This is a genomic window from Stenotrophomonas sp. ASS1 (assembly GCF_004346925.1).
Lineage (GTDB): Bacteria > Pseudomonadota > Gammaproteobacteria > Xanthomonadales > Xanthomonadaceae > Stenotrophomonas > Stenotrophomonas maltophilia_A.
The window spans coordinates 2,526,784-2,552,823 of sequence record NZ_CP031167.1; the positions used below are offsets into that span (position 1 = coordinate 2,526,784).

General features: G+C 64.8%; 25 protein-coding genes and 1 pseudogene. 17 read left to right on the plus strand and 9 right to left on the minus strand.

Annotated elements, in window-relative coordinates:
* Window positions 1-430: 430 nt before the first annotated feature.
* Window positions 431-805 (plus strand): hypothetical protein, encoded by a 375-nt coding sequence (locus MG068_RS11820; protein WP_132810274.1) that lies wholly within the window; start codon window positions 431-433, stop codon window positions 803-805.
* Between the two features lie 45 nt (window positions 806-850).
* On the opposite strand, the gene MG068_RS11825 is transcribed toward MG068_RS11820, so the two are convergent.
* Window positions 851-1,186, minus strand: a complete 336-nt coding sequence (locus tag MG068_RS11825) for a DUF6984 family protein (protein WP_132810275.1) — start codon at window positions 1,184-1,186, stop codon at window positions 851-853.
* Between the two features lie 220 nt (window positions 1,187-1,406).
* Here MG068_RS11825 and MG068_RS21240 point away from each other — a divergent pair.
* Window positions 1,407-1,668 (plus strand): annotated as a pseudogene (locus MG068_RS21240) (IS3 family transposase); the annotation flags it as partial.
* A gap of 37 nt (window positions 1,669-1,705) precedes the next feature.
* Here MG068_RS21240 and MG068_RS11835 read toward each other — a convergent pair.
* Both MG068_RS11835 and MG068_RS11840 read right to left on the minus strand, forming a co-directional pair.
* Complete coding sequence (locus tag MG068_RS11835; RefSeq protein WP_229298137.1) at window positions 1,706-2,281, minus strand: hypothetical protein; 576 nt, start codon at window positions 2,279-2,281, stop codon at window positions 1,706-1,708.
* 4 nt (window positions 2,282-2,285) lie between these two features.
* Window positions 2,286-6,992, minus strand: coding sequence for an RHS repeat-associated core domain-containing protein (locus tag MG068_RS11840; RefSeq protein WP_132810276.1), 4,707 nt, complete (start codon window positions 6,990-6,992; stop codon window positions 2,286-2,288).
* Window positions 6,993-7,300: 308 nt separating this feature from the next.
* Here MG068_RS11840 and MG068_RS11845 point away from each other — a divergent pair, with 308 nt between their 5' ends.
* Window positions 7,301-8,236 (plus strand): aspartyl protease family protein, encoded by a 936-nt coding sequence (locus tag MG068_RS11845; protein ID WP_132810277.1) that lies wholly within the window; start codon window positions 7,301-7,303, stop codon window positions 8,234-8,236.
* Between the two features lies 1 nt (window position 8,237).
* Here the strand turns inward: MG068_RS11845 and MG068_RS11850 are convergent, their stop codons facing one another.
* Window positions 8,238-8,867, minus strand: coding sequence for a cation efflux transmembrane domain-containing protein (locus tag MG068_RS11850; RefSeq protein WP_121503467.1), 630 nt, complete (start codon window positions 8,865-8,867; stop codon window positions 8,238-8,240).
* Window positions 8,868-8,931: 64 nt separating this feature from the next.
* On the opposite strand from MG068_RS11850, the gene MG068_RS11855 reads away from it, so the two are divergent.
* Complete coding sequence (locus MG068_RS11855) at window positions 8,932-9,342, plus strand: MerR family transcriptional regulator (protein WP_132810278.1); 411 nt, start codon at window positions 8,932-8,934, stop codon at window positions 9,340-9,342.
* Window positions 9,343-9,415: 73 nt separating this feature from the next.
* On the plus strand, window positions 9,416-11,398 hold the full coding sequence (locus MG068_RS11860) for a TonB-dependent receptor plug domain-containing protein (protein WP_132810279.1): 1,983 nt from the start codon (window positions 9,416-9,418) through the stop codon (window positions 11,396-11,398).
* Here MG068_RS11860 and arsH read toward each other — a convergent pair whose 3' ends face one another.
* The gene (arsH, locus tag MG068_RS11865; RefSeq protein ID WP_049462762.1) at window positions 11,399-12,127 is read right to left on the minus strand and encodes an arsenical resistance protein ArsH; all 729 of its coding nucleotides are present in this window, start codon (window positions 12,125-12,127) and stop codon (window positions 11,399-11,401) included.
* A 17-nt stretch (window positions 12,128-12,144) separates the two neighbouring features.
* On the opposite strand from arsH, the gene MG068_RS11870 reads away from it, so the two are divergent.
* From MG068_RS11870 to MG068_RS11900, 7 genes are all read left to right on the plus strand, one after another.
* Window positions 12,145-12,474, plus strand: a complete 330-nt coding sequence (locus MG068_RS11870; RefSeq protein WP_132810280.1) for an ArsR/SmtB family transcription factor — start codon at window positions 12,145-12,147, stop codon at window positions 12,472-12,474.
* 15 nt (window positions 12,475-12,489) lie between these two features.
* The gene (locus MG068_RS11875) at window positions 12,490-12,993 is read left to right on the plus strand and encodes an arsenate reductase ArsC (protein WP_132810281.1); all 504 of its coding nucleotides are present in this window, start codon (window positions 12,490-12,492) and stop codon (window positions 12,991-12,993) included.
* Window positions 12,994-13,007: 14 nt separating this feature from the next.
* Window positions 13,008-14,039: an ACR3 family arsenite efflux transporter gene (gene arsB / locus MG068_RS11880; RefSeq protein WP_132811141.1), complete on the plus strand. Its 1,032-nt coding sequence runs from the start codon at window positions 13,008-13,010 to the stop codon at window positions 14,037-14,039.
* 161 nt (window positions 14,040-14,200) lie between these two features.
* Window positions 14,201-14,548, plus strand: coding sequence for an RcnB family protein (locus MG068_RS11885; RefSeq protein ID WP_132810282.1), 348 nt, complete (start codon window positions 14,201-14,203; stop codon window positions 14,546-14,548).
* Between the two features lie 72 nt (window positions 14,549-14,620).
* Complete coding sequence (locus MG068_RS11890) at window positions 14,621-15,157, plus strand: nuclear transport factor 2 family protein (RefSeq protein WP_132810283.1); 537 nt, start codon at window positions 14,621-14,623, stop codon at window positions 15,155-15,157.
* Window positions 15,158-15,206: 49 nt separating this feature from the next.
* Entirely contained in the window at window positions 15,207-15,833 is a 627-nt protein-coding gene (locus MG068_RS11895) for a hypothetical protein (protein WP_132810284.1), read from the plus strand.
* Between the two features lie 82 nt (window positions 15,834-15,915).
* Complete coding sequence (locus MG068_RS11900; protein WP_132810285.1) at window positions 15,916-16,308, plus strand: diacylglycerol kinase; 393 nt, start codon at window positions 15,916-15,918, stop codon at window positions 16,306-16,308.
* 49 nt (window positions 16,309-16,357) lie between these two features.
* Here the strand turns inward: MG068_RS11900 and MG068_RS11905 are convergent, their stop codons facing one another.
* From MG068_RS11905 to MG068_RS11920, 4 genes are all read right to left on the minus strand, one after another.
* Window positions 16,358-17,113: a DUF3307 domain-containing protein gene (locus MG068_RS11905; protein ID WP_132810286.1), complete on the minus strand. Its 756-nt coding sequence runs from the start codon at window positions 17,111-17,113 to the stop codon at window positions 16,358-16,360.
* Window positions 17,114-17,209: 96 nt separating this feature from the next.
* Window positions 17,210-17,902, minus strand: a complete 693-nt coding sequence (locus MG068_RS11910) for a hypothetical protein (protein WP_032129974.1) — start codon at window positions 17,900-17,902, stop codon at window positions 17,210-17,212.
* Window positions 17,903-17,904: 2 nt separating this feature from the next.
* Window positions 17,905-18,315 carry a hypothetical protein gene (locus tag MG068_RS11915; protein WP_132810287.1) on the minus strand — a complete coding sequence of 137 codons (411 nt, stop codon included), beginning with the start codon at window positions 18,313-18,315 and terminating at the stop codon, window positions 17,905-17,907.
* A gap of 84 nt (window positions 18,316-18,399) precedes the next feature.
* Window positions 18,400-19,317, minus strand: coding sequence for a M14 family metallopeptidase (locus MG068_RS11920; protein WP_132810288.1), 918 nt, complete (start codon window positions 19,315-19,317; stop codon window positions 18,400-18,402).
* A 145-nt stretch (window positions 19,318-19,462) separates the two neighbouring features.
* Between MG068_RS11920 and MG068_RS11925 the strand changes: the two genes are divergently transcribed.
* The 5 genes from MG068_RS11925 (at window position 19,463) to MG068_RS11945 (ending at window position 26,025) form a co-directional block, all read left to right on the plus strand.
* Window positions 19,463-20,116, plus strand: coding sequence for a DUF3348 family protein (locus tag MG068_RS11925; protein ID WP_132810289.1), 654 nt, complete (start codon window positions 19,463-19,465; stop codon window positions 20,114-20,116).
* Between the two features lie 10 nt (window positions 20,117-20,126).
* Window positions 20,127-22,391, plus strand: coding sequence for a DUF802 domain-containing protein (locus MG068_RS11930; RefSeq protein WP_132810290.1), 2,265 nt, complete (start codon window positions 20,127-20,129; stop codon window positions 22,389-22,391).
* Window positions 22,388-23,026 (plus strand): OmpA family protein, encoded by a 639-nt coding sequence (locus MG068_RS11935; RefSeq protein WP_071227907.1) that lies wholly within the window; start codon window positions 22,388-22,390, stop codon window positions 23,024-23,026. The genes MG068_RS11930 and MG068_RS11935 overlap by 4 nt, the downstream gene beginning before the upstream one ends.
* The gene (locus tag MG068_RS11940; RefSeq protein ID WP_240792071.1) at window positions 22,944-23,393 is read left to right on the plus strand and encodes a DUF2894 domain-containing protein; all 450 of its coding nucleotides are present in this window, start codon (window positions 22,944-22,946) and stop codon (window positions 23,391-23,393) included. The genes MG068_RS11935 and MG068_RS11940 overlap by 83 nt, the downstream gene beginning before the upstream one ends.
* A 313-nt stretch (window positions 23,394-23,706) precedes the next feature.
* Window positions 23,707-26,025 carry a TonB-dependent receptor gene (locus tag MG068_RS11945; RefSeq protein ID WP_132810291.1) on the plus strand — a complete coding sequence of 773 codons (2,319 nt, stop codon included), beginning with the start codon at window positions 23,707-23,709 and terminating at the stop codon, window positions 26,023-26,025.
* Window positions 26,026-26,040: the final 15 nt, after the last annotated feature.

Consider the following 26,040-nt stretch of genomic DNA (forward strand, 5'->3'; position numbering starts at 1 on the left):
TCGCCCTTCCCCACCCGCACCCTTCCCTCCCCCAACCTCGACACCTGTCGCAGATTGCGCGGTTCGGGCGGATCACCACGCCAGCCCGCGCTGGCAGTGCTTAGCAGCGTGGGAGAATGCCGAAAGCGTCTCCAATCGAGTGATGTTTGCAACTCTTCTGATTGGCATTGCACAGCGCCAGGGGCTCAGATGGCGTGCCACCGGAAAAGGGTGGCCGGGCTTCGAACACCCGAGTTGATGTTGATGTATGCGCTTGCCAGCCGGCGTCACCTCTGCGTGGCGCCGGCTGGCAATCCGTCTGCCGGCTATGGCGGGCGGTGCGTGGGGGCCTTCGGGCCCGCCGGACTGACATCAACCCGGTGTTCGAACCACGTACCGTCCGCCACTTTTATGAGTGGCGGCTACCGATTGCCCTGCACGGAGCTCTGCCATGAACGAATCGGACTTCCCCCATCTGCACGCCTATCGCAGTACCGCCCACGACGACGGTTCGCCACAGGCTGCGCCCGCAGTGGACAGGAACACCTTCATTGCCAATCTCAACCGCATCGGCTCCGGTGCGGCGGCTGACGGGCAACCCTGGCCGGAACGGCATCAGCTGCCCGGTCGCTGCCTGGCCCTGGCCGATGCCGATTGCGCGTTGAGCGGGTTGCGTGTGGTGCTGGAAATGCTGCTGGCGGCGGAGCGCACCCGCCAGAACGGCGAACCCGGGCAATACGTGGGCGACCGGGTGATGGAGGGGTTGGTACTGGCCAGCCAGTCATTGTGCGCGCAGGCGGTGGGGCGGTTGCAGCCTGAAGGGTGAATGCCATGCGCCACGGCCTTCAGCGAGGACCGCTTTCAGCAGGCGTCAATGCTCGCTGAAAGCGCTTCTCAGATCGACGCCGATGATCGGCGAGAAGTCCACCTTCCACAGCTCCAGTTCGAAGAGCTGATCGTGATTATCCAGGCACAGGGTGACTCTCACCGGCACGCCGTCAGCATCGGCAAGCATGGCCGTGGCAATGTCACTGCCGAAAAGCTGGGTCGTGCTGGAGAGGAACACCACGCCCCCGAATCCCACGACCTCCACGTCCTCCACCTGGGCGAGCGCCAGATCCTTCAACAACCGTTCGGACAGCTCGGTCGCCCCAGGCAGCAGCCTGTGGATGAGGGAGACCTCGTCGGGGGTGAGGAATCTGGGCACGGGATGTCCTTCAGGGCACTGCACCCGCCATCGGCAGATGCTCGATCCGCCATGTCCTGGCGTAGATGAGAATGACGCTTCCGGTCGAGCTGGTCTCGAGACGGAAACACTTCAGGCCGGACAGCGGATAGCCGACCGCCTTCCAACGATCAAGAAGATCAGCAAGTCCCGGCTCGTTATCGTCAACCCTGGCGAACTCAATTCGCTCTTCACCCAGTAAAACTGGCAGAGCGTTCTGCGCGAGCAGACATCCTGTGCAGCATGAGCCGGATAGGAAACAGCCATGACAACGCATCGATGGAGAACTTCTTCCAGCGACAGTAGCGGGAACATACAAAGCAGAGGATCTAAAGCAATCACGACGAGACACGCGCAAACGTCGCCCTGCACATCGAGATGTTCTAGAACCCAAGACAGCGCCACCGCTCCAGCGACGAGCCGCCCCAATAAAGTTCGAGACGCAGCAGGCACTTGGCGGCTGATGGCTACCCGGGGAACACTGGACGATTAACCTTTGGATCAGGCCCCGCCCAGCTTCTTAACATTCTTCTCCTTCACCACGTCCAGCATCGATTTGACCGCCTCAACTCCATGATTCAGGGCCACTATTAGAGAATCGCAAAGTTTCAGATCATGATCATCCAACGCCGGGACTAGTTCCTTCAGCAACTTCAGCGCTAGATCCGTCTTGCCTAATAGCGCCAATGCAGTTGCATGATTGATATGAGCGTGAGCACCTCTCAAGCCCCGCGTCTCAAGAAATGATGCAAATTCCATCAAGGTCATTGAAGACTTCGCTTCAATAACGTTTCGCAGCTCGATCGATGAAAGAATGCTCTCAACCACATCATCGTCTGCCATTTGATCCCTTCCGATAAACGGCCGATCCGCGATTCGGCTGCTGTAGGAAAGATGCGGCCCAAAGGAGTCAAACAATGGAAATACAAAATTCCATACATAGAGCCCCCTTGGGACGAACTCCAGAACAATTCCTTGTGCCACATAGTCATAGTCACTTCGGAAAAAATATCCGCTTGACCCGCCGATCAGGCCGGACCTTTTCCGCAGAAGGCTGCAAATGTATCGCTTGTTCATCTTATCAACGGCCTTCAGGCTTAAGTTCCACCACGAGAGTTCCCTCGGGGAGATTCTTGACGTACTTATTGTACTGATCCCAGGAGATGTAAGCCCAACCAGTCTTCAGATCGAAGATGGCTTGAGGTGCATCAACTGGGCCGTACACAGCGTCCGCCCGTGAGGACCCCGGGTACCCATACCTAACAACCCTACGGCCAGCGTAGCTCACCTCAGTCGCATACTGAGACGTCGGGCATGTGGTATCCACCAGGCGCTTGAACTCACTATGGATGAGCGTTCCGCGTATCCAAGGCAGTGAGCAACGCCATCCACAGGTGGCGTCAATGGTGGACGCTGCTTGGTTTGCCAGCCTCTGGAGCCGATTTCCGACCGCCTGCAACTCCGGTGAAACAGGTACGGCCTGAGGTATGTATTTTTTATCGGCCAAGCCTAGCGGATCGACACGGCCAGTGGGATCTCCGCTTCCATACGCGAACGAGTTCAGTCCACCCATCAACCCAATCGGATCGCTCTGGGTATACCGCCCCACTGCCGGGTCGTATTCCCTCCGATAGTTGTAGAACAGCCCACTCGCATCCGTCGCCTGTTGGCCCGGGAATCGCAGCGCCAACTCGAATGCCACGCCATCGCCGTCCGGGTCGGTACTCGGAATCTGGTTGCCGAACACCTCGCTCTTGTTGCTCCACTCCCAGATCGCCACATCGCGCGCCGGGTCGATCACCACGCGCGGCGTACCCAGATGGTCCGGCTGGATGTAGGCCAACTCCGGCACACCTGCGCTTGGCACGCTGATCAGCGCCACCGGGTAGTTGTCCAGCCAGATGGCCTGCTGCTGCGCCTGGCCCGTGGCTGAGTAGCTGCCCAGCCACTGCCCTGCTTCGTTATACAGAGTGATCTGTGCAGCGCCACCAGCCGGGGTGCGCAGCACGCGCTCGCCGCGATGGTTGTAGGCGTAGCTTTCCAGTACGGCGTTGCCTTGCTTCACCGCGTTCATGCGGTTGGCATCGTTGTAGATGAACGTCTTGCCGCCGATGCTGGTGGTGTTGCCCACCGCGTCATGGTTGCGCGCTTCACCATCCACCGCAGTCAGGCGATGACTGGTTGCGGGATAGGTGTAGCTGGCAGTGCCCGCCGAAGTGGTCAGCACGGTGCGATTGCCGGTGGCGTCGTAGGCATAGGTTTCAATCGGCGTGCCGGTCGCGCCGTCCTGGGTCTGGGTCAGGCGACCCAGCGCGTCGTAGGCGTACTTGGCCAATACCGTCGAGCCAGTGCCGTTCTTCAGCTCGGTGATCGAACCGACCGGATCATAGCCGTAGCCCAGCGACAGGCCACCTGCGGCCGGGTCATGTACCGCCTGCGGGCGGTAGTCCAGATCCAGCGGACGCTGTAGCTGGCGACCATTGCCATAGGTCCAACCGGTCACCGGGCCGAAGGCCGCGTAGGTCACGTTGTTCACCACGATCTGGCGGGCTTGGCCGGGCCGGGTCAGTCCGATCTGGCTGATGCGCCCCAGGGTATCGCGCACGTAGTCGGCCACACTGCCATCGGGGTACGTCAACGCCGTCAGGCGGCCCGACTTGCTGTAGGCATAGCGCAGGGTACTGGCCACCCCATTGAGCGTCTGCACCTTGCGGGTGACCTGACCGAAGCGGTCATGGCAGTACTGGGTGCTGCCATTGGCGTGCAGCACCTGCCCCAGGCGCCCCTTGGCAAAGCGCTCTTCGGCAGTACACGCAGCGGGCGCCACGTCGTAGCTGTAGCCCACGTCCAGATTGGGGTCCGGATAGGCGATGCCGATCAGCCGGTTGAGTGCATCGTAGTGATAGGTGGCGGTGACGCCACGCGCATCGGTGGCCGTCTTGCGATTGCCGACCGCATCCACGGTGAAGCTGCTGGCGCCACTGTCCGGGCTGACCTGGCCGGTCAGGTCACCGAAGCCGTTGTAGGCGTAGGTGGTGTGCAGTCCCTTCGGGTCGGTGATCTGGGTGACCTGGTCCAGCGCGTTGTACTGGCTGCGGATCTCCGCCGCCACGCCGCCGACGTCCTGCAGGGTCTGGGCCAGGCGGTTCAGCGGGTCATACTGCTGGCTGGTCACGCGCTGCAGGGCGTCGGTCACCGTCTGCGGGTTGCCGTTGGCATCGTAGGCAAAGCCAGTAGCGTGATTGCCCGCATCCTTCAGTGCGGTCAGCTGGCCGAGTGTGTTGAACGTGCGTGCCAGGGTACGGCGCAGCGTGCCACCGGTGTCCAGCGTGTCTTCCTTGAGGCGGTTGCCGGCATTGTCCAGTGTGTAGTGAATCGTGTTGCCTGCGTTGTCCTCGATGTCGGTCAAGCGCAGCGCAGCATCGTAGACGTAGGAAACGCTGCTGCCATCCGGCTCGGTGATCTTCTGCACCTGGCCCGTCGGCCAATAGCTCAGCTGGGTGACCCGATCCTCGGCAGTGGTCGCGCCGCGTACGGTGATCGAGGTCGGCCAGCCGCGAGCATGGTACGTGTAATCGGTGACCACGCCGTTGGCGTCCTTGACCGACAACGGCCGCCCGAACGCGTCGTAGGCCAAGGTATCGACCGTCTGGCCCAGCGCATTGGTCACGCTGCGCAGGTCGCCCTTGCGATAGCTGCAGGCACCTCCGGTCGCGCACCCTGCATCATCCGCCGAGTAATAGGCATAGGTAACGGCATCGGCCACATCCGTGCGCGGGCCATCCACACTCTTCAGCAGCCCCTCCACCGGGCAGCTGCCTGCCGCTGCCACATCAGCGGCTTCGCAGTACGTGTAGCTGGTGATGCGCGTCTGACCGGAAGCGGTGTCGGTCACCGTGTTGGCCGTCGGCTGGCGTCGGGAATTGAAGGCCGTGCGGGTTTCGCGGCTACCGATCCGGGTGGTCAGTACCGCATTGGTTTCGACGTCGCGCGCGGTGGTCACCACCCGCTGCTCGGGCAAGCCGACCGCTTCGGTCACGGTATGGATGCTGATGGCACGACCGCTTACCGGATCGGTGCCCTGCGCATAGGCGTGCTTGGTCTGGATGCCGCGGCGATCGGTGTAGGTATCCAGGCGCCGACGAAAGTCGACACTCTGGTCGTAGTAGGTTCGGCTGACCGTTCCCTGCGAATCCGTCAGGCCGGTCACCTTGCGCGACGGAGCGCTATCGCCTCCGGGTGTAAGGGTGTAGTCGGTCTGCCGCCCCAGCGCGTCGGTCACCACCGCACCGCCATTGGGGCTGTAGGCCAGTGTCACGCCATCGGCACCGCCGGCGTGCTGACTGGAAATGACACGACCGTCGGAATCATAGGTAAAGGTGCTGTAGCGCCGGCCGTCCTCGGCGGTGATGCCGGTCAGGTGCTGGGGGAAAGCCTGGTTCTCGTAGTGATACGTGCGCACACCGCCACCCGCATAGGTCACCGTGGCGACCTGGTTCTGCGGCGTGTAGGTATAAGTGGCGAGCGGAATGCCCTCGACCAGTACCGAACTGATCAACGCCTCATAGTCGTTGGACTGGTAGACGAACTCCAGCGTGCGGCCACTGCTGTGGATGACGGCCGCAAGGCGATCGCTGTCATCGTAGATATAGGTCAGCGACGTGCCATCCGGGAAGCGCTTGGTGGTCAGGCGCCCGTCCGCGCCGAAGATCGAGATGGAATCCGCCGAATACAGTGTCCAGTTGCCGTTCTGCACGAGACGATCGCCACTGTCGTCGTCCGCCTCATAGGCTGGGCCGATCTTCTTGAATGCACGCTGGAAACCGGTGCTTTCAATGATGCCCACACTGTCAACGCCATCCAGTGCCAGGTGGGCGCCCAGCGAATGGGTCCAGCCATAACCGAAGCCACCGGAGGACGTGGAAATGCCGGAGTGATAGAAACGCGTCAGTGCGATCCAGCCAAGATCGAAGTCCTGCGCGATTTCGTACTTCTCGCCGGTTTTGACATCACACGGATTGCCTACGGTGCCGTCGCAAGGTGCCTTGTTCGCCGCCTCGCCCTCTTCTGTCGAAGGACAATTCGTCCCAGAACTGTCCTTGTCGCATTTCTGCGATTTGGAGGTGATGGTCGCAACGAATTCCTCGCTGACGCAGGCGTTGTGCTTGTTGGACCATTGCGTGAACGGAATGGGGCAGTTCAAGCGTCGCATGCGAGCGAGCCCTGTCGTTCCTGCGTCGAAGGGTACGCACGGAGACTCCGCCGTGTTGCTGCCCAGCATTCCGGTGACGCGGTACTCCCTGAACTCCGAAATCCCATCCATCTCTGGAGCAGTTGGGACCCAGCCTCCTTCCGGCACAGCGGTTTCCCCAGGACAGTGGGGATTGATGTCTTGCAAGTCTGCAATGAGCGCTTCCAGCACATCCTCTTCGGACTGGAAGCCACCATTTCCTGCGCCATGGTAAGTCCACTCAGGATCTGCTGGCTGAGATTTACCCATCCAGTAGGTGATCGACGTATTTCCGTTCAAGTCCACGACTTTGGACTTGATCTTGTCGACGTACTGCCAGCCGAACTGGAACTCCGGCGGGAACGGGCTGGGCGCCGGCAGATTCTTGATGGCGGCCACCGCCGCCTGCTGGGTCTTGTATTGGGTCGCATCGCCGCCGGGCTGCGAAATACGCCAGGTGATCTTGCTTTCCTGCGCCTGTGCCACAGCAGGAGCGACGAAGCCGACGGCAACAATCGCCAGCACGGCACGCGAGAGGGTCTTCAGTCGTTCCAACATCCCTGTTCTCCTTCCTGGACGAACACAGCGCCGGCGGGAACGAGAACGCGGGGGTAGAGCCCCATCACGTCATGCTTCGGATCGTCCCTGGTCCGGAATGCGGCAGTGCCACATGCCGCCTTTATCGTTGAAGGTGATGACATATTCAAGTCAAGGCCCGCGACACCCGTCACATTTCCGCCCGCGCGGATTTCAGATCCAGCCGATCTCCGCGACAGCTTTCGGAGCGGCCTGCGGAGCAGGAAAAACCTGCAACCGCCTGCATCCCTCACGCATCAGAAGATCCTGGACACCCATGGAACAGGATCATGAGGCGCATTCCCCCGCATCGCCATAGCGCACTCGGCACTCGCCGTTGGCGCAGCATTGCCATCTTCACTCTGTGGCCGTTCGCTGCGCCCACCCTCGCCTCACCCGTGCTGGAGAGCGCCTGTTCCCTCCCCGCCCGCCCGGGCGAGCGCATCATCGACGTTCCCTTTGACGTCATCGACGGGCGCATCCATGTGCAGGTGCAGGTCAACGGCAGCGGCCCGTACCGCTTCGCCATCGATACCGGCGCCAGCGGCATGGCCCGCGCGGACAGCCGTCTGGTGCGGAAACTGGCGCTACCCGCGGACGCCAGCACCCGCCACTCCGACGGCGTGCAGACAGCCTGGGCCGATACGGTGCGCATCAACGCCCTCGCGCTCGGAGGGCTGCGCCACAGCGACGTGACCGCGCTCACCCGCGACTACAACGCACGCCAATCCAAAGACGCAGTGTTCGACGGCATCCTTGCGCGCGGATTCTTCGCTGATGGCGTGCTGATCATTGATTACCCCCAACGGCGCCTGCAGTTCCACCGCGACATCGACCTCCTGCCCGCGCAACCGGACACGCTCGCCTACTCACGCGCCTTCCGCATCCCGGTGACGATTGGAACAGTGACCACAGAGGCGCAGCTGGACACCGGCGCAAACGTCGCAATGGTGCTGCCCACTGCGCTCTTCCGGCAGGTCGCCGGTACCGCAGTGACCACCGGGGATCGACTGACCCTCAGCCACGGCGAGGTCGATGGCGGACGCGCACGGCTGGATGCCACCGTATTGATCGGTGGCCTGGCGCTGCAGGGGCTGCATGTACGGGTGTCCGACCGCTATCCCGAAGCGGTGGTGGGCGCCCATGCGCTGCAGGAAGCAGTGGTGCTGATCGATCAGCGCAGCCAGCAGGTGGCGATCTGCACGGGCAGGCATCACCGCAACTGAGTCACTGGCGGCGTGCTGCACGCCATGCCGGCCACGCTTCGGCGATCACGCCCACTGCCGACCTCAGGAACAACAGGGCGATCACTGCGCCGACGACAATATCCGGCCATCCGCGCCCGGTCATGGCCACGCCACCCGCGGCCACCAGCACGCCCAGGTTCGCGGCCACGTCATTGCGCGAGCACTCGAACGTGCTCTTCATGTTGATGTTCAACCTGCGGAAACGCCATAGCAGCGCCAGGCAGGTGAGGTTCGCCACCAGGGCAATGCCACCGAACACCAGCATCAGCGTGCTGGACGGTGGCACCCCGTTGACCAGCTTGCCGGCCACTTCGAACACGATGAACACGAAGAAGGCCAGGATCAGCAGGCCCTTGGCCAGCGCCGCGCCCGCTTCCCAGCGCGCGCCCCGGTTTACCGCCCACAGGCTCAGGCCATAGACGATGGCATCACCCAGCATGTCGACCGCATCGGCCTGCAGGGCGCTGGATCGCGCGGCAAGGCCCGCGCCGAACTCGATGAAGAACATCGCCAGGTTGATTGCCAGCACCGCCACCAGCACGCGCCGTTGGGCGCTGTGCAGCGCTATCGATGCCAGCTCCTGGCGTTTGTGGCCGCAGCACTGGTCCATGGGGGCGCTTGAAATGAAAGGGAGCTGCCTTTATCAACCTTGTAGCCCCTACAAGGTCAAGCCCATGACAGCCCCACTCACCATCGGCCAGTTGGCCCGCCAGACCGGCACCAAGGCAGAGACCATCCGCTATTACGAAAAGATCGGCCTGCTGCAGCCGCCGCTGCGTTCGCAGGGCAACTACCGCTGCTACGACGCACAGGACCAACGGCGGCTGGCATTCGTGCGCCGTGCGCGCGAGCTGGGGTTCGCCATCGAGCAGATCCGCGAACTGATCGCCTTCGGCGAACAACGCGAGCACCAATGCAGTTCGGTGGATGACGTGGTGAAGGCACACATTGCCGACATCGCGCGCAGGATTGCCGACCTGCAGGCGCTGCAGGGCGAACTGCAGCGGATGATCGGCAACTGCCCCGGCGGGCGCGTGGCCGACTGCCGGGTACTGGAAGCCCTGCGGCCCGCGCCGGCAGCTTGACCTTGTAGCCGCTTCAAGGTTTACAACGCCGGGTCACTTCGCCACCGTGCGGCCTGGCCGCCCTGACGACACCATGCCCCAGTACCTGCGTTCCACGCCCCTGTTCCTGGCACTCAATAGCGCACTCCTTGCCAGCACCGCCCCCGTTTTCGCGCATGAGCCTCCTGCGGCGCATGAAGGCCATGGCGACGAAGCAGTGGAACTGGACGCGGTGACGGTGCAGTCCACACGCTCGGGGCGCCGGGTATCGGACGAGCCCATCCGCGTGGACGTGGTATCGCAGGAAGAGATCGAAGAAAAACAGCTGATGTCGCCCGGCAACGTATCGATGCTGGTCGCCGAGACCGCCGGCGTGCGCGTGCAGAACACCTCACCCGGCATGGGCGGATCGAACATCCGCATACAGGGACTTCGCGGACGCTACACGCAGTTGCTTGCAGACGGCCTGCCGCTGTATGGAGGGCAATCGTCTTCCATCGGCCTGCTGCAGATCCCGCCTACCGATCTGAGAAGTGTGGAGATCATCAAGGGCAGTGCTTCGGCGCTGTATGGGCCGGCTGCGCTGGGCGGCGTGGTCAACCTGATCTCGCGCCGCCCTCGCGACACCCGCGAGGCCGAAGTACTGCTCAATGCCACCAGCCGTGGCGGCCAGGACCTTACCGGCTATGTGGCCGGCCCGTTGGACGGACACTGGGGCCTGTCGATGGTGGGCGGCTATCACCGCCAGGATCGGCAGGACCTGGATGGCGACGGGTGGGCGGACATGCCTGGCTACGAACGCATGACCCTGCGCCCCCGCGTGTTCTGGGAATCGGAGGACGGCGCGCGTGCATTGCTGACCGCGGGTGCTACCCGGGAAAACCGCCAGGGCGGCACCCTGCCCGGCCGGGTTGTGGCTGATGGGCAGCCCTTCACATTGACCCAGCACACCGAACGCTATGACGCTGGCGCCGTGGTCGAACTGCCCATGCGTGAAAGCGATCGCCTGCAGCTGCGCGCTTCGGCAATGACCACACGCCATCGGCACCGCTACGGCGCATCGCCGGAAAACGACACCCATCAGACCGGCTTCGCCGAGTTGAGCTATGGCTCAGGTTTCGGCAACACGAATTGGCTGGCTGGCGTGGCCGCGCAGCAGGACCGCTTCCGCTCGCGCCAGTTCCAGTCCTTCGACTACCGCTATACGGTACCCGCTGTATTCGTACAGGCAGAGCAGACGCTGCTCGATGATCTGATCCTGTCAGGCAGCGCACGCTGGGATGAGCACAGTGCCTATGGCAACCACTTCAGCCCGCGCCTGTCACTGCTGTTCCGCCCTCGCGACTGGACCGTGCGTGCATCGCTGGGCAAGGGATTCCATGCACCCACGCCCTTCGTGGAAGAGATCGAGGCTGCAGGATTGTCACGACTCGAACCACTACAAGGCCTGCGCGCCGAGACGGCGACCACCGGTGCCATCGATGTCGGCTATGCGCAGGGCGCCTGGGAAGCGAATCTGAGTCTGTTCGCATCGAACATCGATCATGCGGTCCGATTGGTCGATTCCACGACGATGCCCGGCGAGCGCGTGCAACTGGTGAATGTGCAGGGCATGACCCGCACACGTGGCAGCGAACTGTTGCTGCGCTACCGCTGGCAGGACGTCACGGTGACCGGCAGCTACGTCTACACCGACGCGCGGGAGCCCGGCGTGGAGGGAGTTGGCCGCAGGACGGTCGCACTGACTCCACGCCATACTGCCGGACTGGTCGCGATGTGGGAGCAGCATGGCCGGGGCCGGGTCGGCCTTGAAGCGTACTACACCGGAATCCAGGCACTGGATGACAACCCGTGGCGCCAGCGCAGCCGGCCGTATGTAGAGCTGGGCGCTCTGGGTGAAATCGTATTGGGCAAGGTCAGCCTGTTCCTCAACCTGGAAAACCTGCTCAACGTGCGACAGAGCGGCTACAACCCGATGTTGCGCCCACGCCGCGCCGACGACGGGCAGTGGACGGTGGATGCCTGGGCGCCGTTGGAGGGTTTCGTGGTCAACGGCGGCATGCGCGTGAAGTTCTAGTCAGACGCCGGTCGCTCCCGCCGCCCGCGCCAGCTCCACCGCCAACGCATCGCCCTTGCGCTCGCTGTAACGGTCCACGAGGTAGTCGGCGCGGCCGCGGGTGAGCAGCGTGAACTTCACCAGTTCTTCGACCACATCCACCACACGATCGTAGTAGGGCGAAGGCTTCATCCGCCCGTCTTCGTCGAACTCCTGCCAGGCCTTGGCCACCGACGACTGGTTGGGAATGGTCAGCATGCGCATCCAGCGGCCCAGTACCCGCAGCGTATTGACCGTGTTGAACGACTGCGAACCGCCGCAGACCTGCATCACCGCCAGCGTCCGGCCCTGGGTCGGCCGCACGCTGCCGTCTTCCAGTGGCAGCCAGTCGATCTGGTTCTTGAACACGCCGGTCACCGTGCCGTGCCGCTCCGGGCTGACCCACACCTGCCCTTCCGACCAGTGCGACCACTCGCGCAGCCGCTGCACTTCCGGATGCCCCTTGTCCACGCTGTCCAGCAGCGGCAAGGCATGTGGATCGAACACGCGCGTTTCGCAGCCCAGATGCTGCAGCAGGCGTTCGGCCTCCAGTGCCAGCTTGCGGCTGAACGATTGCGGACGCAGTGAGCCATACAGCAGCAGGATGCGTGGCGGTCCCTGGCGTTCGGCCGCCAACCGCTGGTGATCTGGCTGGGGAAGCGAAGCCTCCCTCAGATGGGGCAGCGAAGGACTTGTGATCGGCTTGTTCATTCGACTATTCTAGAAATATGGAAACATCAAATGCAATCACTGCGCTCACCGCACTCGGCCACGCCACCCGCCTGGCAGCCTTCCGCCTGCTGGTCGAAGCTGGCCCAGCCGGTCGCATGGCCGGCGACATCGCCGCAACGCTCCAGGTTCCTCCCGCCACCCTCAGCTTCCACCTGAAGGAGCTGGTACAGGCCGGCCTGGTCGAGAGCGAGAGCCAGGGCCGCCACGTCTGCTACCGAGCGAATTTCAGGGCAATGAGCGGCCTGATCGAGTACCTCACGCACAACTGCTGCGCCGGTTCGCCCAGCGAACAGTGCGCGCCGTTGGGCAATCCCTGCAGCTGCTGATTCGGAAACGCCATCATGTCCCGCTCCATCCTGTTTCTCTGCACCGGCAACAGCGCCCGCAGCGTGCTGGCCGAAGCCACCCTGCGCGCATGGGGTGGCGACCGCTTCACGGCCTTCAGTGCCGGCAGCCACCCGACCGGCCAGGTCAATCCATTCGCGCTTGCACAGCTTCGCGCCGAAGGCATGCCGGTCGCGGGACTGCGCAGCAAATCCTGGGATGAGTTCGCCGACGCGGCTCCGATGGATCTGGTGATCACCGTCTGCGATGCAGCGGCAGCGGAAGCCTGCCCCGTAGTGTTTGGTGATTTCATCCGTAGCCATTGGGGTCTGCCGGACCCAGCCGAGGCAGAGGGCAGCGATGCCGACAAGGCCGCCGCCTTCGCCCACGCGCATGCCATCGTGAAGGCACGCGTGCAGGCCCTGCTGGCACTGCCCGGGCACGTGTGGCAAGACCGCGGAATGCTGCAGCAGGCGCTGGACCAGATCGGCCACCTGCTGCCGGCAGCGCGCACGCCATGAGCACAGCGGCACCCATGGGCCTGTTCGAGCGCCACCTGACGCTCTGGGTCGCGCTGTGCATCATCGTCGGCACGCTGCTCGGGCACTTCCTGCCAGGTGCTTTCGCCTCCCTGGCGGCGGCTGAAGTGGCCAAGGTCAACCTTCCGGTGGCGGTGCTGATCTGGCTGATGATCATCCCGATGCTGCTGAGGGTGGATTTCGGTGCCATGCGCCAGCTGGGGCAGCACTGGAAAGGCATCGGGGTGACGCTGTTCATCAACTGGGCGGTGAAGCCGTTCTCGATGGCGCTGCTGGGCTGGCTCTTCCTGCGTCACGTCTTTGCGGACTGGCTGCCCGCCGGCCAGATCGACAGCTACATCGCCGGCCTGATCCTGCTGGCGGCCGCGCCCTGCACGGCCATGGTGTTCGTATGGAGCAACCTGTGCCGCGGCGATGCCAACTTCACACTGAGCCAGGTGGCACTGAACGACGCGATCATGGTGGTGGCCTATGCGCCGGTGGTGGCGCTGCTGCTGGGGCTGTCGGCCATCACCGTGCCGTGGGATACGCTGCTGCTGTCGGTCGGCCTGTACATCGTGGTTCCGGTACTGGTGGCCGCATTGCTGCGGCGCTGGATCCTGTCGCGCCATGGCCAGCCCGGGCTGCAGACGGCGCTGCGCCGGCTGGGGCCACTGTCACTGTCGGCGCTGCTGCTGACGCTGGTGCTGCTGTTCGGGTTCCAGGGCCAGCAGATCGTGCAGCAGCCGCTGGTGATTGCGTTGATCGCGGTCCCGATCCTGATCCAGGTCTATTTCACCTCCGGCCTGGCCTACCTGCTCAACCGGCGCCTGGGTGTGGCGCATTGTGTGGCCGGGCCGTCGGCACTGATCGGCGCAAGCAACTTCTTCGAACTGGCGGTGGCGACGGCCGTGGGCCTTTTCGGTGTCCACTCCGGTGCGGCGCTGGCCACGGTGGTGGGGGTGCTGATTGAAGTCCCCGTGATGCTTTCGGTGGTGAAGATCGTGAACCGGTCACGCAACTGGTATGAGGTGCGCGAGCGCGCTTGAGGCGGCCATGCCGGAGGCGGCGGCGTCGTGCCCGAGCCGCCAGTTGCAACGCCGTGGAATGCGCCCTGCTGCTACGGTGACAGCTCAGAAGTCCGTTCACATTCCTTGATCCATACTCCACGGCACGACGCCGCATGCAGCGGCAAGGCCCGGAGGTTGCAATGTACACCGCACGCTTGTTCGCCATTGCTTTGACCGCGGCTGCCGCGCTGGCCGCGGCACCCGCCTTCGCCGATCCGCCGCACCATGCGCGCGGCAACGGGCCACCGCCGCACGCCGGTGGCCCGCACAACCGTGATGCACCGCCGCCGGGCTGGCAGAAGAAGGCCTGGCGTCGCGGCGAGCGCCTGCCATGGGCGGAAGTGGACCGCCGTTACTGGGTGGATGACTATGCGCGCTACCACCTGCGCGAGCCGGGCCGCGACCAGCGCTGGGTCCGGCAGTCCGATAGCGAGTACCTGCTGGTGGAGATTGCTACCGGGTTGATCATCGACGCGCTGCATCGTTGAATGAGGGGATGCGCCGGGGCACTGATGTGACGAAACGTCCCGGCAGCATCCCCTTGTCCCCGGAAGCTGCAGATGCAGACATCAAGAGCACCACTCGCCCTCCTCGCGCTTCTGCTGTCAGCCTCGCCAGGCCATGCCGGCAACAACAGTCCAGCCCACAGTCCAGCCGATGGAAAAGCCATCGAACAGGTGGTCGAATCGTTCCGCACCTCGTTGATCAACAAGGACAAGCCGACCTACATGGGCCTGTTCTTCTCGGACAAACCGGAAGACATCGGCTGGCAGTTTGTCTCCGAGGATGTGCGCCTGCAGGACATCCGCAAGGCCAAGCCCGATGCGATCAAGGCACGCCGGATTCCCGCCAATAACTTCATCGCGCTGATCGACGGGGCGGTGGCCTCGCCGAAGCCGAAGGAGGAGACATTCTCCAACACGAAGATCGAGACGGATGGCGATGTGGCCTCGGTGTCGTTCGACTACAGCTTCCACGACGATGGAGTGAAGACCAACTGGGGCAAGGAGATGTGGCAGCTGATCCGCACCGAACAGGGCTGGAAGATCTTCTCGGTGATCTATTCGATCCGCGATTCACGCAGCCCGGCCGAATGAGTGATCTGTCAGACTGGTGCCCACCGTTCGTCCATGCCAGCCAGACCCGATGACCCGGATTGCCGACCTCAGCGCCGACCAGCTCGCCCACCACGCGCTCAACATCTTCATCGCCCAGGGCCGCCATGTGGAAGGCGCCCGCGTGATCTACCGTGCGCTGCAACTGGACCCGCATCATCCCTCTGCACTGCGCTGCCTGAGCGATTTCCTGGCCCACCAGGGCACCGAGCCGTTCGCAGCGGCCACGCTGGAGCACGCCTTGTCCGGCGCCGTTCCACTGAATGACGATGCGCGCCGGATGCTGGATGACCTGCGCTTCCTCGACATCTGGTCCTGGGGATTCTCCCGGCACGTCTCCGGCGAAACCAATCTCAGCGGCGAAGCCTTCCAGCAGCGCGAGGACTTCATCTTCGATGGCCCGGCCTATGCGGCCTTCCTCAACACGGTCACCGAGCCGGCCGGTTCGCTGCAGGGTGCCTTCCAGGCGGCCGTCCGCATCTGCGGGCTGATGTCCGGACTGCTGCGCCATGCGCAGAAGGACAATCCGGCATTCGATGATGTGCTGCGATCCTCCGCCTTCGTCGAGACCGAGGCGTACCCGGCATGGCTGGCCTCGCCGACGGACGGTCTGGATGCCCTCGACCAGACCATCCAGGCGCAGCGCCAGGCCGGCTGAAGGAAAATCCAACGGGCGTCCGACGCTTTCCCGACGCCCGCCTGCACATCCTGTCGTGAGATCACTTCATGGCAGGACCGGCATGCAGCCACCCTCCCCCAAGGACAGCGGTAAATACCCGCATGGAAAGACCGGCCTTCGCCGCATCTTCTACACGCTGATCCATTCGCGCGACGGCTTCATCGCCACCTTCCGTGGCGAAGCCGCCTTCCGGCAGCTGTTGCTGCTGCATGCGCTGCTGATCGCCACCGCGTCCCTGCTGGACATCAGCCAGGTCGAACGCGCCGTGGTGCTGGCGGTCTGCTTCATCAGCCTGCTGGTGGAGCTGCTGAACTCGGCCATCGAAGCGGTGGTCGACCGCATCTCGCTTGACCACCACCCACTGTCCAAGAACGCCAAGGACATGGGCAGCGCGGCCCAGACCACCGCACTGCTGATGGTCGGCACGGTGTGGGGCGTGATCCTGCTGGGTTAGCTCGCGCCCAACCCACTATGCATGGCCCGGCGCCACAACGCCGCAGCCGCTAGCGCCAATGCGAGATGGCGAGCTTGGTCAACATGGTTGCGGCGATGGCCCAACCGAAGCTGAGCATGGTACCGATGATCACATATTCGGTGTGTGCCCGCGCCTGCCGGTCGGCGAAGCGCAGCACCGATTTGGCGGCCAGCATCAACCCCACGCCCTCCGGCTGGCCCAGCAGCAGGAACATGAAGATCAGGCCCCTTTCCAGCCGCCCGATATAGCGCCCTGCGGTCTGCATGCCCTTGTGATCGTCGCTCTGCACGGCTGCGGTCGTAGGCGCCGATTCGGCGCTTCCCATCTTGAGTCCTGCCGTGAACGGCGCAAGCAGCTTCTCCACCAGGGCGCCGCCGACGTTGACCACAAGGATCAAGCCGCTCGCGATCGACATGCCCTGATACATCAACAGTTGGACCTGGGTCGGGATCATCCCGTACCAGCCATCGCGGGCAACGTGAGGGAACATCAACGCGATCAACACGATGAAGGCGATATGCACCAACTGGTCAATGACGAATGCGTGCACGCCATCGGGGAGCCAATGCACCTTGATCCAGTCCATCACCGCATGGCTGAAACCGATGATGAGATAGACCCACGGGTTGATTGAACCGGTCAGCGCGGCGATGACGAGCAGCACCACTGCTACGTGCAGTAGCAGGCCATGCAGTTCCTGCTTGCGCGCGATCATCTTCGTGGTCTGCAGCACGAAATCGGCGACAAGGTGAGCGGTCAACAGTACGAGCAGCGTTTCAAGCATGTCCTTTCTGCCTGTGAGTCCTTCCTGTGGCTCGCGTCGCGATAGCCAAGCCGCCGCCAAAAGCAACGAAATTTAGTTGCTTAAGCCAAAGCAACGCTATTTAGTTGCTTTTCCAGAACCGTGAACGCTCCCGTACGGCTGCATCAGTGCACGTTCAGCCGCGGTGATCAGCGCCAGCAAGGCAAAGACGCCAGCATCGTGATAGACCCGGTTCACCGATTGTCGGTGCCGGTTCAACGCATTGGCAGCTTCCAACTGCGAGGGGGCATCGGGGATCAGAAACAACGACGCCACCTCAGCCTGACTGCGTGTCCAGCGCGCGACAATAACATCACAGGCAGACACCACTGCCGGTAACCAGTACAGATCCTCCCGTTGTACTGGCAGGGCTACGTCCATGTCCTGCGTGCGCCCCATGGATTCAAGCAACCGACCGGACAGCACGAATGCCTCACCCAGCGAACGCGACACCGCCTTCCGGTCCAATGCCTCTACCGTACCCAGTCCAATCGCGATCCGCGTGCGCGCCCGCGACTCCGATGCGGCAAGCTTGGCCTTGATCCAGGTCGCCAACCTCAGGAAACCGTGCGGCTGGGTGACCGCCAGCTGCCAGGCATCGCCCCGGTAGAACTCGGGGCCGACAATGCCCGGCAAAGGCCACTCCATGGCCTGGGCCACGGCAACGGAAATCACTTCACGGACGTCATCAATGGTGGCCGCGTCCATCTCCGTGGACTTGACCAGGTCGCCGGTAAGCACGGCAATCAGATCAGACGATGTATCGGGCATGTTCATACCTTGGGCTGCACAGGCTGTACCTCACAGGACATCTGCGGCTGGGCAGCGCCGGCCACATCTGTGCCGGGCCCGCTCAACGCCATTCTACCGTCGTAGCGGTTGATCACCGCCAGCAGCCTGCCCGCGCCAGCGACCGGCGGAAAATCCAGCCGATACACGTTTGCCTCCACCTCCAGCCTGCCCGCGCGCGCGCTCGGACGGTTGACCCAGACCACCGACGCCTGGCCGGAGTCCAGGATCAACACCATCGGCGCCTGGGGCGTGGCGCTTGTGCTGCTGCAGGACAGCTGGATCACCCGCGGCGGCGTCAGATCGAGCGCCGACAGCTTGCATCCACCGAGTGCGGTCGTCGCCACCAGGACCGACACGAGTGATGGCCGGAGCAGAATCTTGGTCGTGGTCATCGCCCGATCGTAACCCGACAATCGATCCTATGACCCGGCGCATCGTGCAGGAACCTGCCGGGTCCGCCTGCACACCCACGTGCCTTACTTCGTCAGGGCGAAATCCAGGCCCGCACACACCGCCGCCACCTGGGCGTCGTTGCACTCCTGCGGGTTGGTGCGCGGGCTGTCCGGGTAGACCTCGGTGGTGGTGGCAAAGCGCGCGTCGGTGAAGCCGGCGCAGGCGCCGATCGAGCGCGACTCACCCCACACCACGCCCGGCGACTGCAGCGGCAGGCCGACCAGGTTGCCCTCGGCGTCGGCCGGGGCGATATGGGTGACTGGCGCGACCGCAGCGATCAGGGCCTTCTGGAACTCGGCCTGCGGATCTTCACTGTTGCCGATCACGTAGAAGCCATCCGGAATGGTGTCGCGCTCGAACGGCTTGCCGTCACGGGCGCAGCGCGCCGGATCGAACTCGTGCAGGTCGCTGTCGGTGGTCTCGTGCAGGTCCAGGTGCACCAGCAGGTTCGGCTTGCGCTCGGCCACCCAGCGCATCAGCGCGGCGGCTTCCTCGATCTGGCCGCCGTCACGGAAGCTGCGGTTCGGGTCGATGGCATCCGGGTTCCAGCGCTGGATGCGCTCGTAGCCCCACGGGCTGACGCACGGCGCCACGATCAGGTTCAACCGGCCCAGGTAACGCTCGGCCTGCTGTTCCAGGAACTGCAGGGCGCCATGCACGCCGCTGGTCTCGTAGCCATGCACGCCGCCGGTGATCAGCGCGGTCGGCAGCGCCGGGTTCCAGTTGTGGTTGACCACCGCGAACAGCGGGTAGTGGTCCGGCGCATAGTCCAGCTGGCCGTACTGGATCACATCGAAGCTGTCGTCCAGGCGCTCGAGCGCGGCCACCACGTCGTCGTGGTAGCTGCGCTGGCGCTGCTGGCGCGCCCGCCACTGTGCGCGTTCCGCGTCGCCCCAGGGCTGTCCGGGGGTGCCGATCGGGTAGAACTGCGCAACAGTCATGGGGTACTCCAAGGGTCGAACGGGATGGGTGCAGCCGGTCATTCTAAGCCTTGTCGCGCCTGCGGGTCCCCTCCCCCCGCCCCGCCTTCATCCAGGCAGGGTCATCTGGTTGTAAAATCAACGGTTTTTGGCCCCTCACCCCTTGATGGCGAACGCAGCGCAGCCGGTCCTGGGTGGACCGGAATTCCTCCGCCTGCTCGCCCGTCTCAGCGACGGCGCGATGCCGGCCAGCAGTCCCGCCCTGACCGATCGCCTCGGCCAATGGGTGGACTGGAGCCGTGCCGTGGCCCTGTCCGGGGCGCTCGGCGGACGCCTGCCCGAGCCGGGTGAGGCCACCGAAGCGGCCGGGGATGTGCTGGACGACTGCGCCCAGGCCCATGCCAGCCTGCTGGCCTCGATCAGTGAGGATGCCGAGGCCGAGCGCCTGCTGGACCTGGCCGAAGCCGCCACCGCACCCAACTTCGCCTCGCTGCGCCAGCGCTACCGGGTACTGCAGCAGGCCATCCAGACCGCCACCGGGCGCCTGCGGGGCCGCCTGCGCGATCAGCTGGTGCAGGCTTCACCCGAGCTGGCACGGCTGGCCGAGGTCGATGCGGTGATGGAACAGACACTCACCCCGCGCGAGCACAGCCTGCTGGCCACCGCGCCGGCGGTGCTCGGCGCCCGTTTTGAACGCGTGCACGGCCAGCCCGGCTGGCGCACGGCCTTCCGCCATGACATGCGCACCCTGCTGCTTGCCGAGCTGCAGCTGCGCTTCCACCCGATCGAAGGGCTGCAAGACGCCCTGCGCTCCCACTGACCGGAACACCATGTCCAGAACTGCTTTCCATGTCGTTGTTTTCCTTGTCGGCCTGCTGGCCGTGTGCTGGATCGGCATTGGCTACGTTTCGGTGCATCCGCTGGGTGCAGCGGTAGCGGCAATCATCGCGGCCTGCTACATCGCCGGTGGCGTGGAGCTGTACCGCTATCGGCAGGCCAGCAACGGCCTGCGCAGCGCACTGAGTGACCTGTCCAGCGCGAAGGAGAGCCTTGCGCCCTGGCTGGAGCGCGTGCCGATGGGCCTGCGCAACGCCGTGCGCCTGCGCGTGGAAGGCGAGCGCACCGCCCTGCCCGCGCCGGTGCTGACCCCGTACCTGGTTGGCCTGCTGGTGCTGCTGGGCATGCTCGGCACCCTGCTGGGCATGATGGACACGCTGCGTGGCACCGGCCTGGCCCTGCAGAGCGCAACCGACATGGCCGCCATCCGCGGCTCGCTGGCGTCGCCGGTCCAAGGCCTGGCCGTGGCATTCGGCACTTCGATCGCCGGTGTGGCCAGCTCGGCCATGCTCGGCCTGCTGGCAGCGCTACTGCGCCGTGACCGCCTGCAGGCCGTGCAGCAGCTGGACCGTGCCATTGCCGGCGACCTGCACCCGTACTCGCAGGCCTGGCAGCGCGCCGAGTCGCTGCGGCTGCTGCAGGCACAGTCCGCCGCGCTGCCGGCGCTGGTCGACCGCCTGCAGGCGATGACCAGCACCTTCGAACAGCACAGTGCGGCCGCCAATGAGCGCCTGCTGGCCGGCCAGGCCGAGTTCCTGACCCAGAGCCAGGCGCTGCAGGAACGCCTGGCTGTCTCGCTGCAGCAGTCGCTGCGCGAAGGCGCCGAGGCCAGCGCCGCTGCCATCGGTGGCGCGCTGCAGCCGATGGCCGAAACCACGCTGGCCGGCCTGGCCCACCATGGTGAGGCGCTGCATGCCCGTGTCGAACAGGCGGTGCAGCAGCAGTTGTCTGGCCTGAGCGACGGTTTCGAGCGCAGCCGCGTCGCTACCGAAGCCAGCTGGGCCAAGGTGGTGAGCGAGCAGACCCAGGCACAACAGGCGCTGGTGAGTGATCTGCGGCAGCACCTGCAGGCCTTCAGCGACGGCCAGGGCACGCAGGCCGAAGCACTGGTCGCGCGCATCGGCGAGCGCCTGCAGGCCGATGCCAGCGGCAATGCCGAGGCCTGGCGCGCCGCCGCCGAACAGCAGCAGGCACTGAACAGCGCGCTGGTCGAACGCCAGCAGCAGGCGTTGCTGGACGCCAGCGAGCATCTGGACGCACGTGCGCAGGCGCTGCTGCAGGCACTGGAACAGCACCACAGCGCCAGCCAGGCGCTGCTGCAGGATCACGAACTGCAGCGTTCGCAGCAGTGGCAGGCCGCGCAGGCCGCCACCGCCACCGCGCACGCCGAACTGCAGGCCAGCCTGGACAGCCGCGAGCAGCAGCGCCAAGCGCGCTGGGATGCGGTCAGTGCCGAACTGCAGCAGGCCCACGCCGCGCTGCAGGCCCAGCTGCAGGCCGGCGACGAACAGCGCCTGCAGCGCTGGAGCGATGCCCTGCAGCATGTTTCCACCGATCTGGCCGAACGCCTGCAGGCCAATGGCGAACGCCTGGCCGCGCAGCAGCAGCAGGTCTGCGACACGCTGGCGGCCACCGCACAGCAGATCGGCGAGAACGGTCGCGCCCAGGCCAGTGCCACGCTGGCGGAAGTGTCCACCCTGCTGCAGACCGCGGCCGCTGCACCGAAGGCCGCCGCCGACGTCATCAACGAGCTGCGCAGCACGCTCTCCGAGAGCCTGGTGCGCGACAACGCGATGCTGGAAGAACGCGGCCGGCTGCTGGCCACCGTGCAGACCCTGCTCGATGCGATCAACCATGCCTCGCACGAACAGCGCACCGCCGTGGACGCGCTGGTCGGTGGTTCGGCCGAGCTGCTGGAACGCGTCGGCAACCGCTTCACCGACCATATCGCCGCCGAGACCGGCAAGCTGGATGGCATTGCCGCAGCGCTCAGCGGCAGCGCCGGCGACGTCGGCCAGCTGGCCGGCAGCTTCGGCGAAGCCGTCGCACAGTTCGGCAGCGCCTCCACCGAGCTGTCCGGCCGCCTGGAACAGATCGGCGGCGCACTGGATGCCTCGCTGGCCCGCAGCGACGAGCAGCTGGCCTACTACGTGGCGCAGGCACGCGAGGTGGTCGACCTCAGCCTGCTGTCGCAGAAGCAGGTGATGGAAGAACTGCAGCAGCTGGCCACGCGCCGCGGCAAGGCCGGTAGCGCATGAGCGACGAGCTGGAGGTCGATGGCGGCTCACACGCCCCGATCTGGGCCGCCTTCGGCGACCTGATGTCGGTGCTGCTGGGCGCGTTCGTGCTGATACTGGTCGGTGTGGTTGCCGTGCAGCTGGAGCTGTCGCAGCGACTGGACCAGGAAGTGAAGCAGCGCCAGGCCGAAGCCAAGCGCCTGCAGACCCTGGAACAGGCGCTGGCGGGCCCGCTGGCCGCCGGTCGCGTGACCCTGGTCGACGGACGCATCGGCATCAGTGGCAGCGTGTTGTTTGCACTGAACTCGGACCAGCTGCAGCCGGAAGGCCAGGAGCTGCTGCGCAGCCTGGCTGCGCCGCTGGCCGCCTACCTGGGCACGCGCGAAGAGATCCTGATGGTCAGCGGCTTCACCGATGACGCGCCGGTGCGCGAAGGAAACCGGCGTTTCGCCGACAACTGGGAGCTGTCGGCACAGCGTTCGCTGACCGTGACCCGCACGCTGATTGCCGATGGCGTACCGGCCGATGCGGTGTTCGCCGCCGCGTTCGGCAGCGAGCAGCCGGTCAGCTCCAATGCCAGCGAAGACGGCCGCGCGCGCAACCGTCGCGTGGAAATCGCGCCGATTGCCAAGCCCAAGGCCGCGGATGCCAAGTAAGCCGCCCGCACTGGATGGCCTGCGCGCACTGGTGCGCGACCTCGATGCGGGGTCGCGCTCGCTGCCGCATTACCCGCAGGTGCCGATGCTGCAGCAGGTGCAGCGCGAGTGGTCGGAGCTGCGCAGCGAGCTGCAGGTACGCCGTTCGCTGCGCACCGAAGCCCCCGCCGACGGCGGCCCGCTGAACTCGGCGGTGCTGGTGCAGCGCATGCTGGACACGATGCAGGCGACCAGCCCTGGCTACCTGCGGCATTTCATCGACTACGTGGACACCCTGTCCTGGCTGCAGGCGCTGCAGGATGGCGCCGCCAGCGGCGGCGATACCGCGAAGCCGAAGCGCACGCGCAAGCCGCGCAACGCGGGTTGATCGCGCGTTGATGCCGACCTCGTTCGGCACCCCTGGATACGACAATCCTGTTCCGCGCTCCTGGTAGATGCCAACCTTGGTTGGCGCTCCACCAACGACGCTGCGCATGCCAACCAAGGTTGGCATCTACCAATGCATGCGTCCGCATGCCACGCGCATAGCAGTGTCACCAGACAGTCATCTGTTTAGCGCACCATTTTCACGTTGACCCACCGCGTCTGCAGCGCCACCGGTCGCATCGGTTGTCTCCCCTTTTGAACTCCATGAGCTCCGCGCCCGTGCGGTGGCTCGTGCCTGCCTGAGTGTCCGTAACATGACGAAGACTTTGTTGGCCGCTGCGCTGTCGATCGCGCTCGCTCCCGCGGCCTGGGCGCAGGATGCTGCCCCGACCTCCACTGGCACCTCCGCCACCGATCTCGATGCGGTCTCGGTGATCGGCAGCGGTGAAGCGCGCCAGGTGCAGCGCATCACCCGCGAGAACCTCGACATCCTGCCGCCGGGCACCAGCCTGCAGAAGACGCTCAATCTACTGCCTGGCGTCAACGCGCAGTCGGCCGATGCGCTGGGCACCAACGAGCAGTCGATGACACTGAACCTGCGCGGCTTCAACTCCACCCGTCTCGGTTACACGCTCGACGGCGTGCCGCTGGGCGACGGCGCGTACAACAACTACAACGGCCTGACCATCAACCGTGCGCTGATCAGCGAGAACATGGCCGGCGCGGAACTGGCGGTGGGCATCGGCAGCCTCGGTACGCCGTCCACCAGCAACCTCGGCGGCACGATTTCCTATACCTCCGACCGCCCGGCCCAGGAACTCGGCGGCCGCGTGGTGCAGACCTTCGGCAGCGATGCCAACCGCCGCACCTTCGTGCGCGTGGACAGCGGCGAGTACAACGGCTTCTCCGGCTACGTTTCCGGCATGAATGCCGTCTCCGATCTGTGGAACGACCAGACCGCCTACAACAAATCCACCACCAAGCAGTTCAACGCCAAGGGCGTGTGGAACTTTGGCCGCGGCCAGATCACCGGTTTCGTCGATACCTCACGCACCACCCAGGCGGACTACTTCTACCTGTCCAAGGACGAGATGTCGCGCGGCCTGGGCTGGGACTGGGGCGGCTACGCGCCGGACTGGAACAAGGCCGTGGCCAAGGCCTACTGCAACACCGCCAGCTTCAATGCGAAGAAGTGCGACAGCAGCGGCCCGGACAAGGATGCCGATGGTGCCTTCACCGCCGGGCAGATCCTGCGCGACGATAACCTGTACTACCTGGCCGGCGACTTCTTCCTGGCCGATGGCTTCAGCCTGCGCGCCCTGGCCTACCACCACGATGACCGCGGCGAAGGCCACAACTGGAACAGCGGCGCCTGGTCGAACAAAGGCACCGCACAGGAGATTCCGATCATCTTCCGCAACACCATCTACACCATCGACCGCGATGGCGGCACGCTGTCGTTCGACTGGGAGCTGGGCGCGCACCGCATCGAAGGCGGCGTCTGGTACGAGCGCAACACCAGCAGCGCCGAGCGCTACCAGACCGCCGTGGACGGCCCGCGTGACCTGAGTGGCATGAACACCCTGCCCTCCGATGTCGGCGTGTTTGCCCAACGCACCCGCTGGAAGACTCACCAGTTCTTCCTGAGGGACACCTGGCGCCTGCTCGATGACCGCCTGACTCTGGAGTTCGGGGCCAAGAGTCCGCACGCCACCTCCGATGCACAAGCGCTGCCGGGCGATGCGAAGACGCCGATCTCGCCGACCTCCAACAACCAGTTCGCCACCGGCTCGCTGAAGGCCAGCAAGAACTTCCTGCCCAGCATCGGCGCAAACTTCCGCCTGGCCGAGCACCACGAGCTCTTCGCCAGCTACGCCGAGAACATCGCCATGTTCCAGGGTGGCTTCAAGCTGGGCCCGCAGGCCGTCAGCCAGGCCACCTGGAACGCGCAGGGCAATCTGAAGCCGGAGGAATCGCGCTCACTCGAAGCCGGCTACCGCTTCGTCACCGATACCCTGCAGGCCTCGATCGCGGCCTACAGCGTGCGCTTCGACAACCGCCTGCTGCAGTACAACCCCTGTGATTCGCGCCAGCCGGTGGGTCCAACCTGCGGCAACCGCTTCTACAACGTCGGCGGTGTCGACAGCCGCGGTGCCGAGCTGACCGTGCTGTGGACCCCGAACGAGCACTTCAGCTGGTACACCTCGGCCTCGCTGAACCGTTCGACCTACGCCTCCAACTACGTGCAGGCCGGTGTCGAGCAGCAGATCAAGGGCAAGATCCAGACCGATACGCCCAAGCAGCTGCTGGCCACCGAGATCACCTGGCGCGACAACGGCTGGTTCGCCAGCCTGCGTGGCAAGTACACGGGCGAACGCTTCTACACCTACACCAACGACCAGGGCTTCGGCGGCTCCACCGTGTTCGACCTCGCCGGTGGCTATGACTTCGGCGAGGTCGGCTTCGCCAAGGGCATGCGCCTGTCGTTCAACGTGACCAACCTGACCAACAAGCGCTACGCCAGCAACCTGGATTCGAGCGTGTTCGCGCCCAGCGACCCGGCCGGCAAGCTGTACGTGTTCCATGCCTCGGCACCGCGCCAGGTGTTCGGTACGATCGACCTTCGCTTCTGATCTTCCGCCCGGAGT

Bases quoted from the DNA above. Each gene is read 5' to 3' on its own strand.
- MG068_RS11945 (WP_132810291.1), top strand. From the start codon at position 23,707: ATGACGAAGACTTTGTTGGCCGCTGCGCTGTCGATCGCGCTCGCTCCC.
- MG068_RS11890 (WP_132810283.1), top strand. From the start codon at position 14,621: ATGCAGACATCAAGAGCACCACTCGCCCTCCTCGCGCTTCTGCTGTCA.
- MG068_RS11940 (WP_240792071.1), top strand. From the start codon at position 22,944: ATGCCAGCGAAGACGGCCGCGCGCGCAACCGTCGCGTGGAAATCGCGC.
- MG068_RS11820 (WP_132810274.1), top strand. From the start codon at position 431: ATGAACGAATCGGACTTCCCCCATCTGCACGCCTATCGCAGTACCGCC.
- arsB (WP_132811141.1), top strand. From the start codon at position 13,008: ATGGGCCTGTTCGAGCGCCACCTGACGCTCTGGGTCGCGCTGTGCATC.
- MG068_RS11905 (WP_132810286.1), bottom strand. From the start codon at position 17,113: ATGCTTGAAACGCTGCTCGTACTGTTGACCGCTCACCTTGTCGCCGAT.
- MG068_RS11910 (WP_032129974.1), bottom strand. From the start codon at position 17,902: ATGCCCGATACATCGTCTGATCTGATTGCCGTGCTTACCGGCGACCTG.
- MG068_RS11855 (WP_132810278.1), top strand. From the start codon at position 8,932: ATGACAGCCCCACTCACCATCGGCCAGTTGGCCCGCCAGACCGGCACC.
- MG068_RS11900 (WP_132810285.1), top strand. From the start codon at position 15,916: ATGCAGCCACCCTCCCCCAAGGACAGCGGTAAATACCCGCATGGAAAG.
- MG068_RS11915 (WP_132810287.1), bottom strand. From the start codon at position 18,315: ATGACCACGACCAAGATTCTGCTCCGGCCATCACTCGTGTCGGTCCTG.
- MG068_RS11845 (WP_132810277.1), top strand. From the start codon at position 7,301: ATGAGGCGCATTCCCCCGCATCGCCATAGCGCACTCGGCACTCGCCGT.
- MG068_RS11920 (WP_132810288.1), bottom strand. From the start codon at position 19,317: ATGACTGTTGCGCAGTTCTACCCGATCGGCACCCCCGGACAGCCCTGG.
- MG068_RS11870 (WP_132810280.1), top strand. From the start codon at position 12,145: ATGGAAACATCAAATGCAATCACTGCGCTCACCGCACTCGGCCACGCC.
- MG068_RS11840 (WP_132810276.1), bottom strand. From the start codon at position 6,992: ATGTTGGAACGACTGAAGACCCTCTCGCGTGCCGTGCTGGCGATTGTT.
- MG068_RS11895 (WP_132810284.1), top strand. From the start codon at position 15,207: ATGACCCGGATTGCCGACCTCAGCGCCGACCAGCTCGCCCACCACGCG.
- MG068_RS11930 (WP_132810290.1), top strand. From the start codon at position 20,127: ATGTCCAGAACTGCTTTCCATGTCGTTGTTTTCCTTGTCGGCCTGCTG.
- MG068_RS11860 (WP_132810279.1), top strand. From the start codon at position 9,416: ATGCCCCAGTACCTGCGTTCCACGCCCCTGTTCCTGGCACTCAATAGC.
- arsH (WP_049462762.1), bottom strand. From the start codon at position 12,127: ATGAACAAGCCGATCACAAGTCCTTCGCTGCCCCATCTGAGGGAGGCT.
- MG068_RS11875 (WP_132810281.1), top strand. From the start codon at position 12,490: ATGTCCCGCTCCATCCTGTTTCTCTGCACCGGCAACAGCGCCCGCAGC.
- MG068_RS11925 (WP_132810289.1), top strand. From the start codon at position 19,463: ATGGCGAACGCAGCGCAGCCGGTCCTGGGTGGACCGGAATTCCTCCGC.
- MG068_RS11935 (WP_071227907.1), top strand. From the start codon at position 22,388: ATGAGCGACGAGCTGGAGGTCGATGGCGGCTCACACGCCCCGATCTGG.
- MG068_RS11835 (WP_229298137.1), bottom strand. From the start codon at position 2,281: ATGAACAAGCGATACATTTGCAGCCTTCTGCGGAAAAGGTCCGGCCTG.
- MG068_RS11850 (WP_121503467.1), bottom strand. From the start codon at position 8,867: ATGGACCAGTGCTGCGGCCACAAACGCCAGGAGCTGGCATCGATAGCG.
- MG068_RS11885 (WP_132810282.1), top strand. From the start codon at position 14,201: ATGTACACCGCACGCTTGTTCGCCATTGCTTTGACCGCGGCTGCCGCG.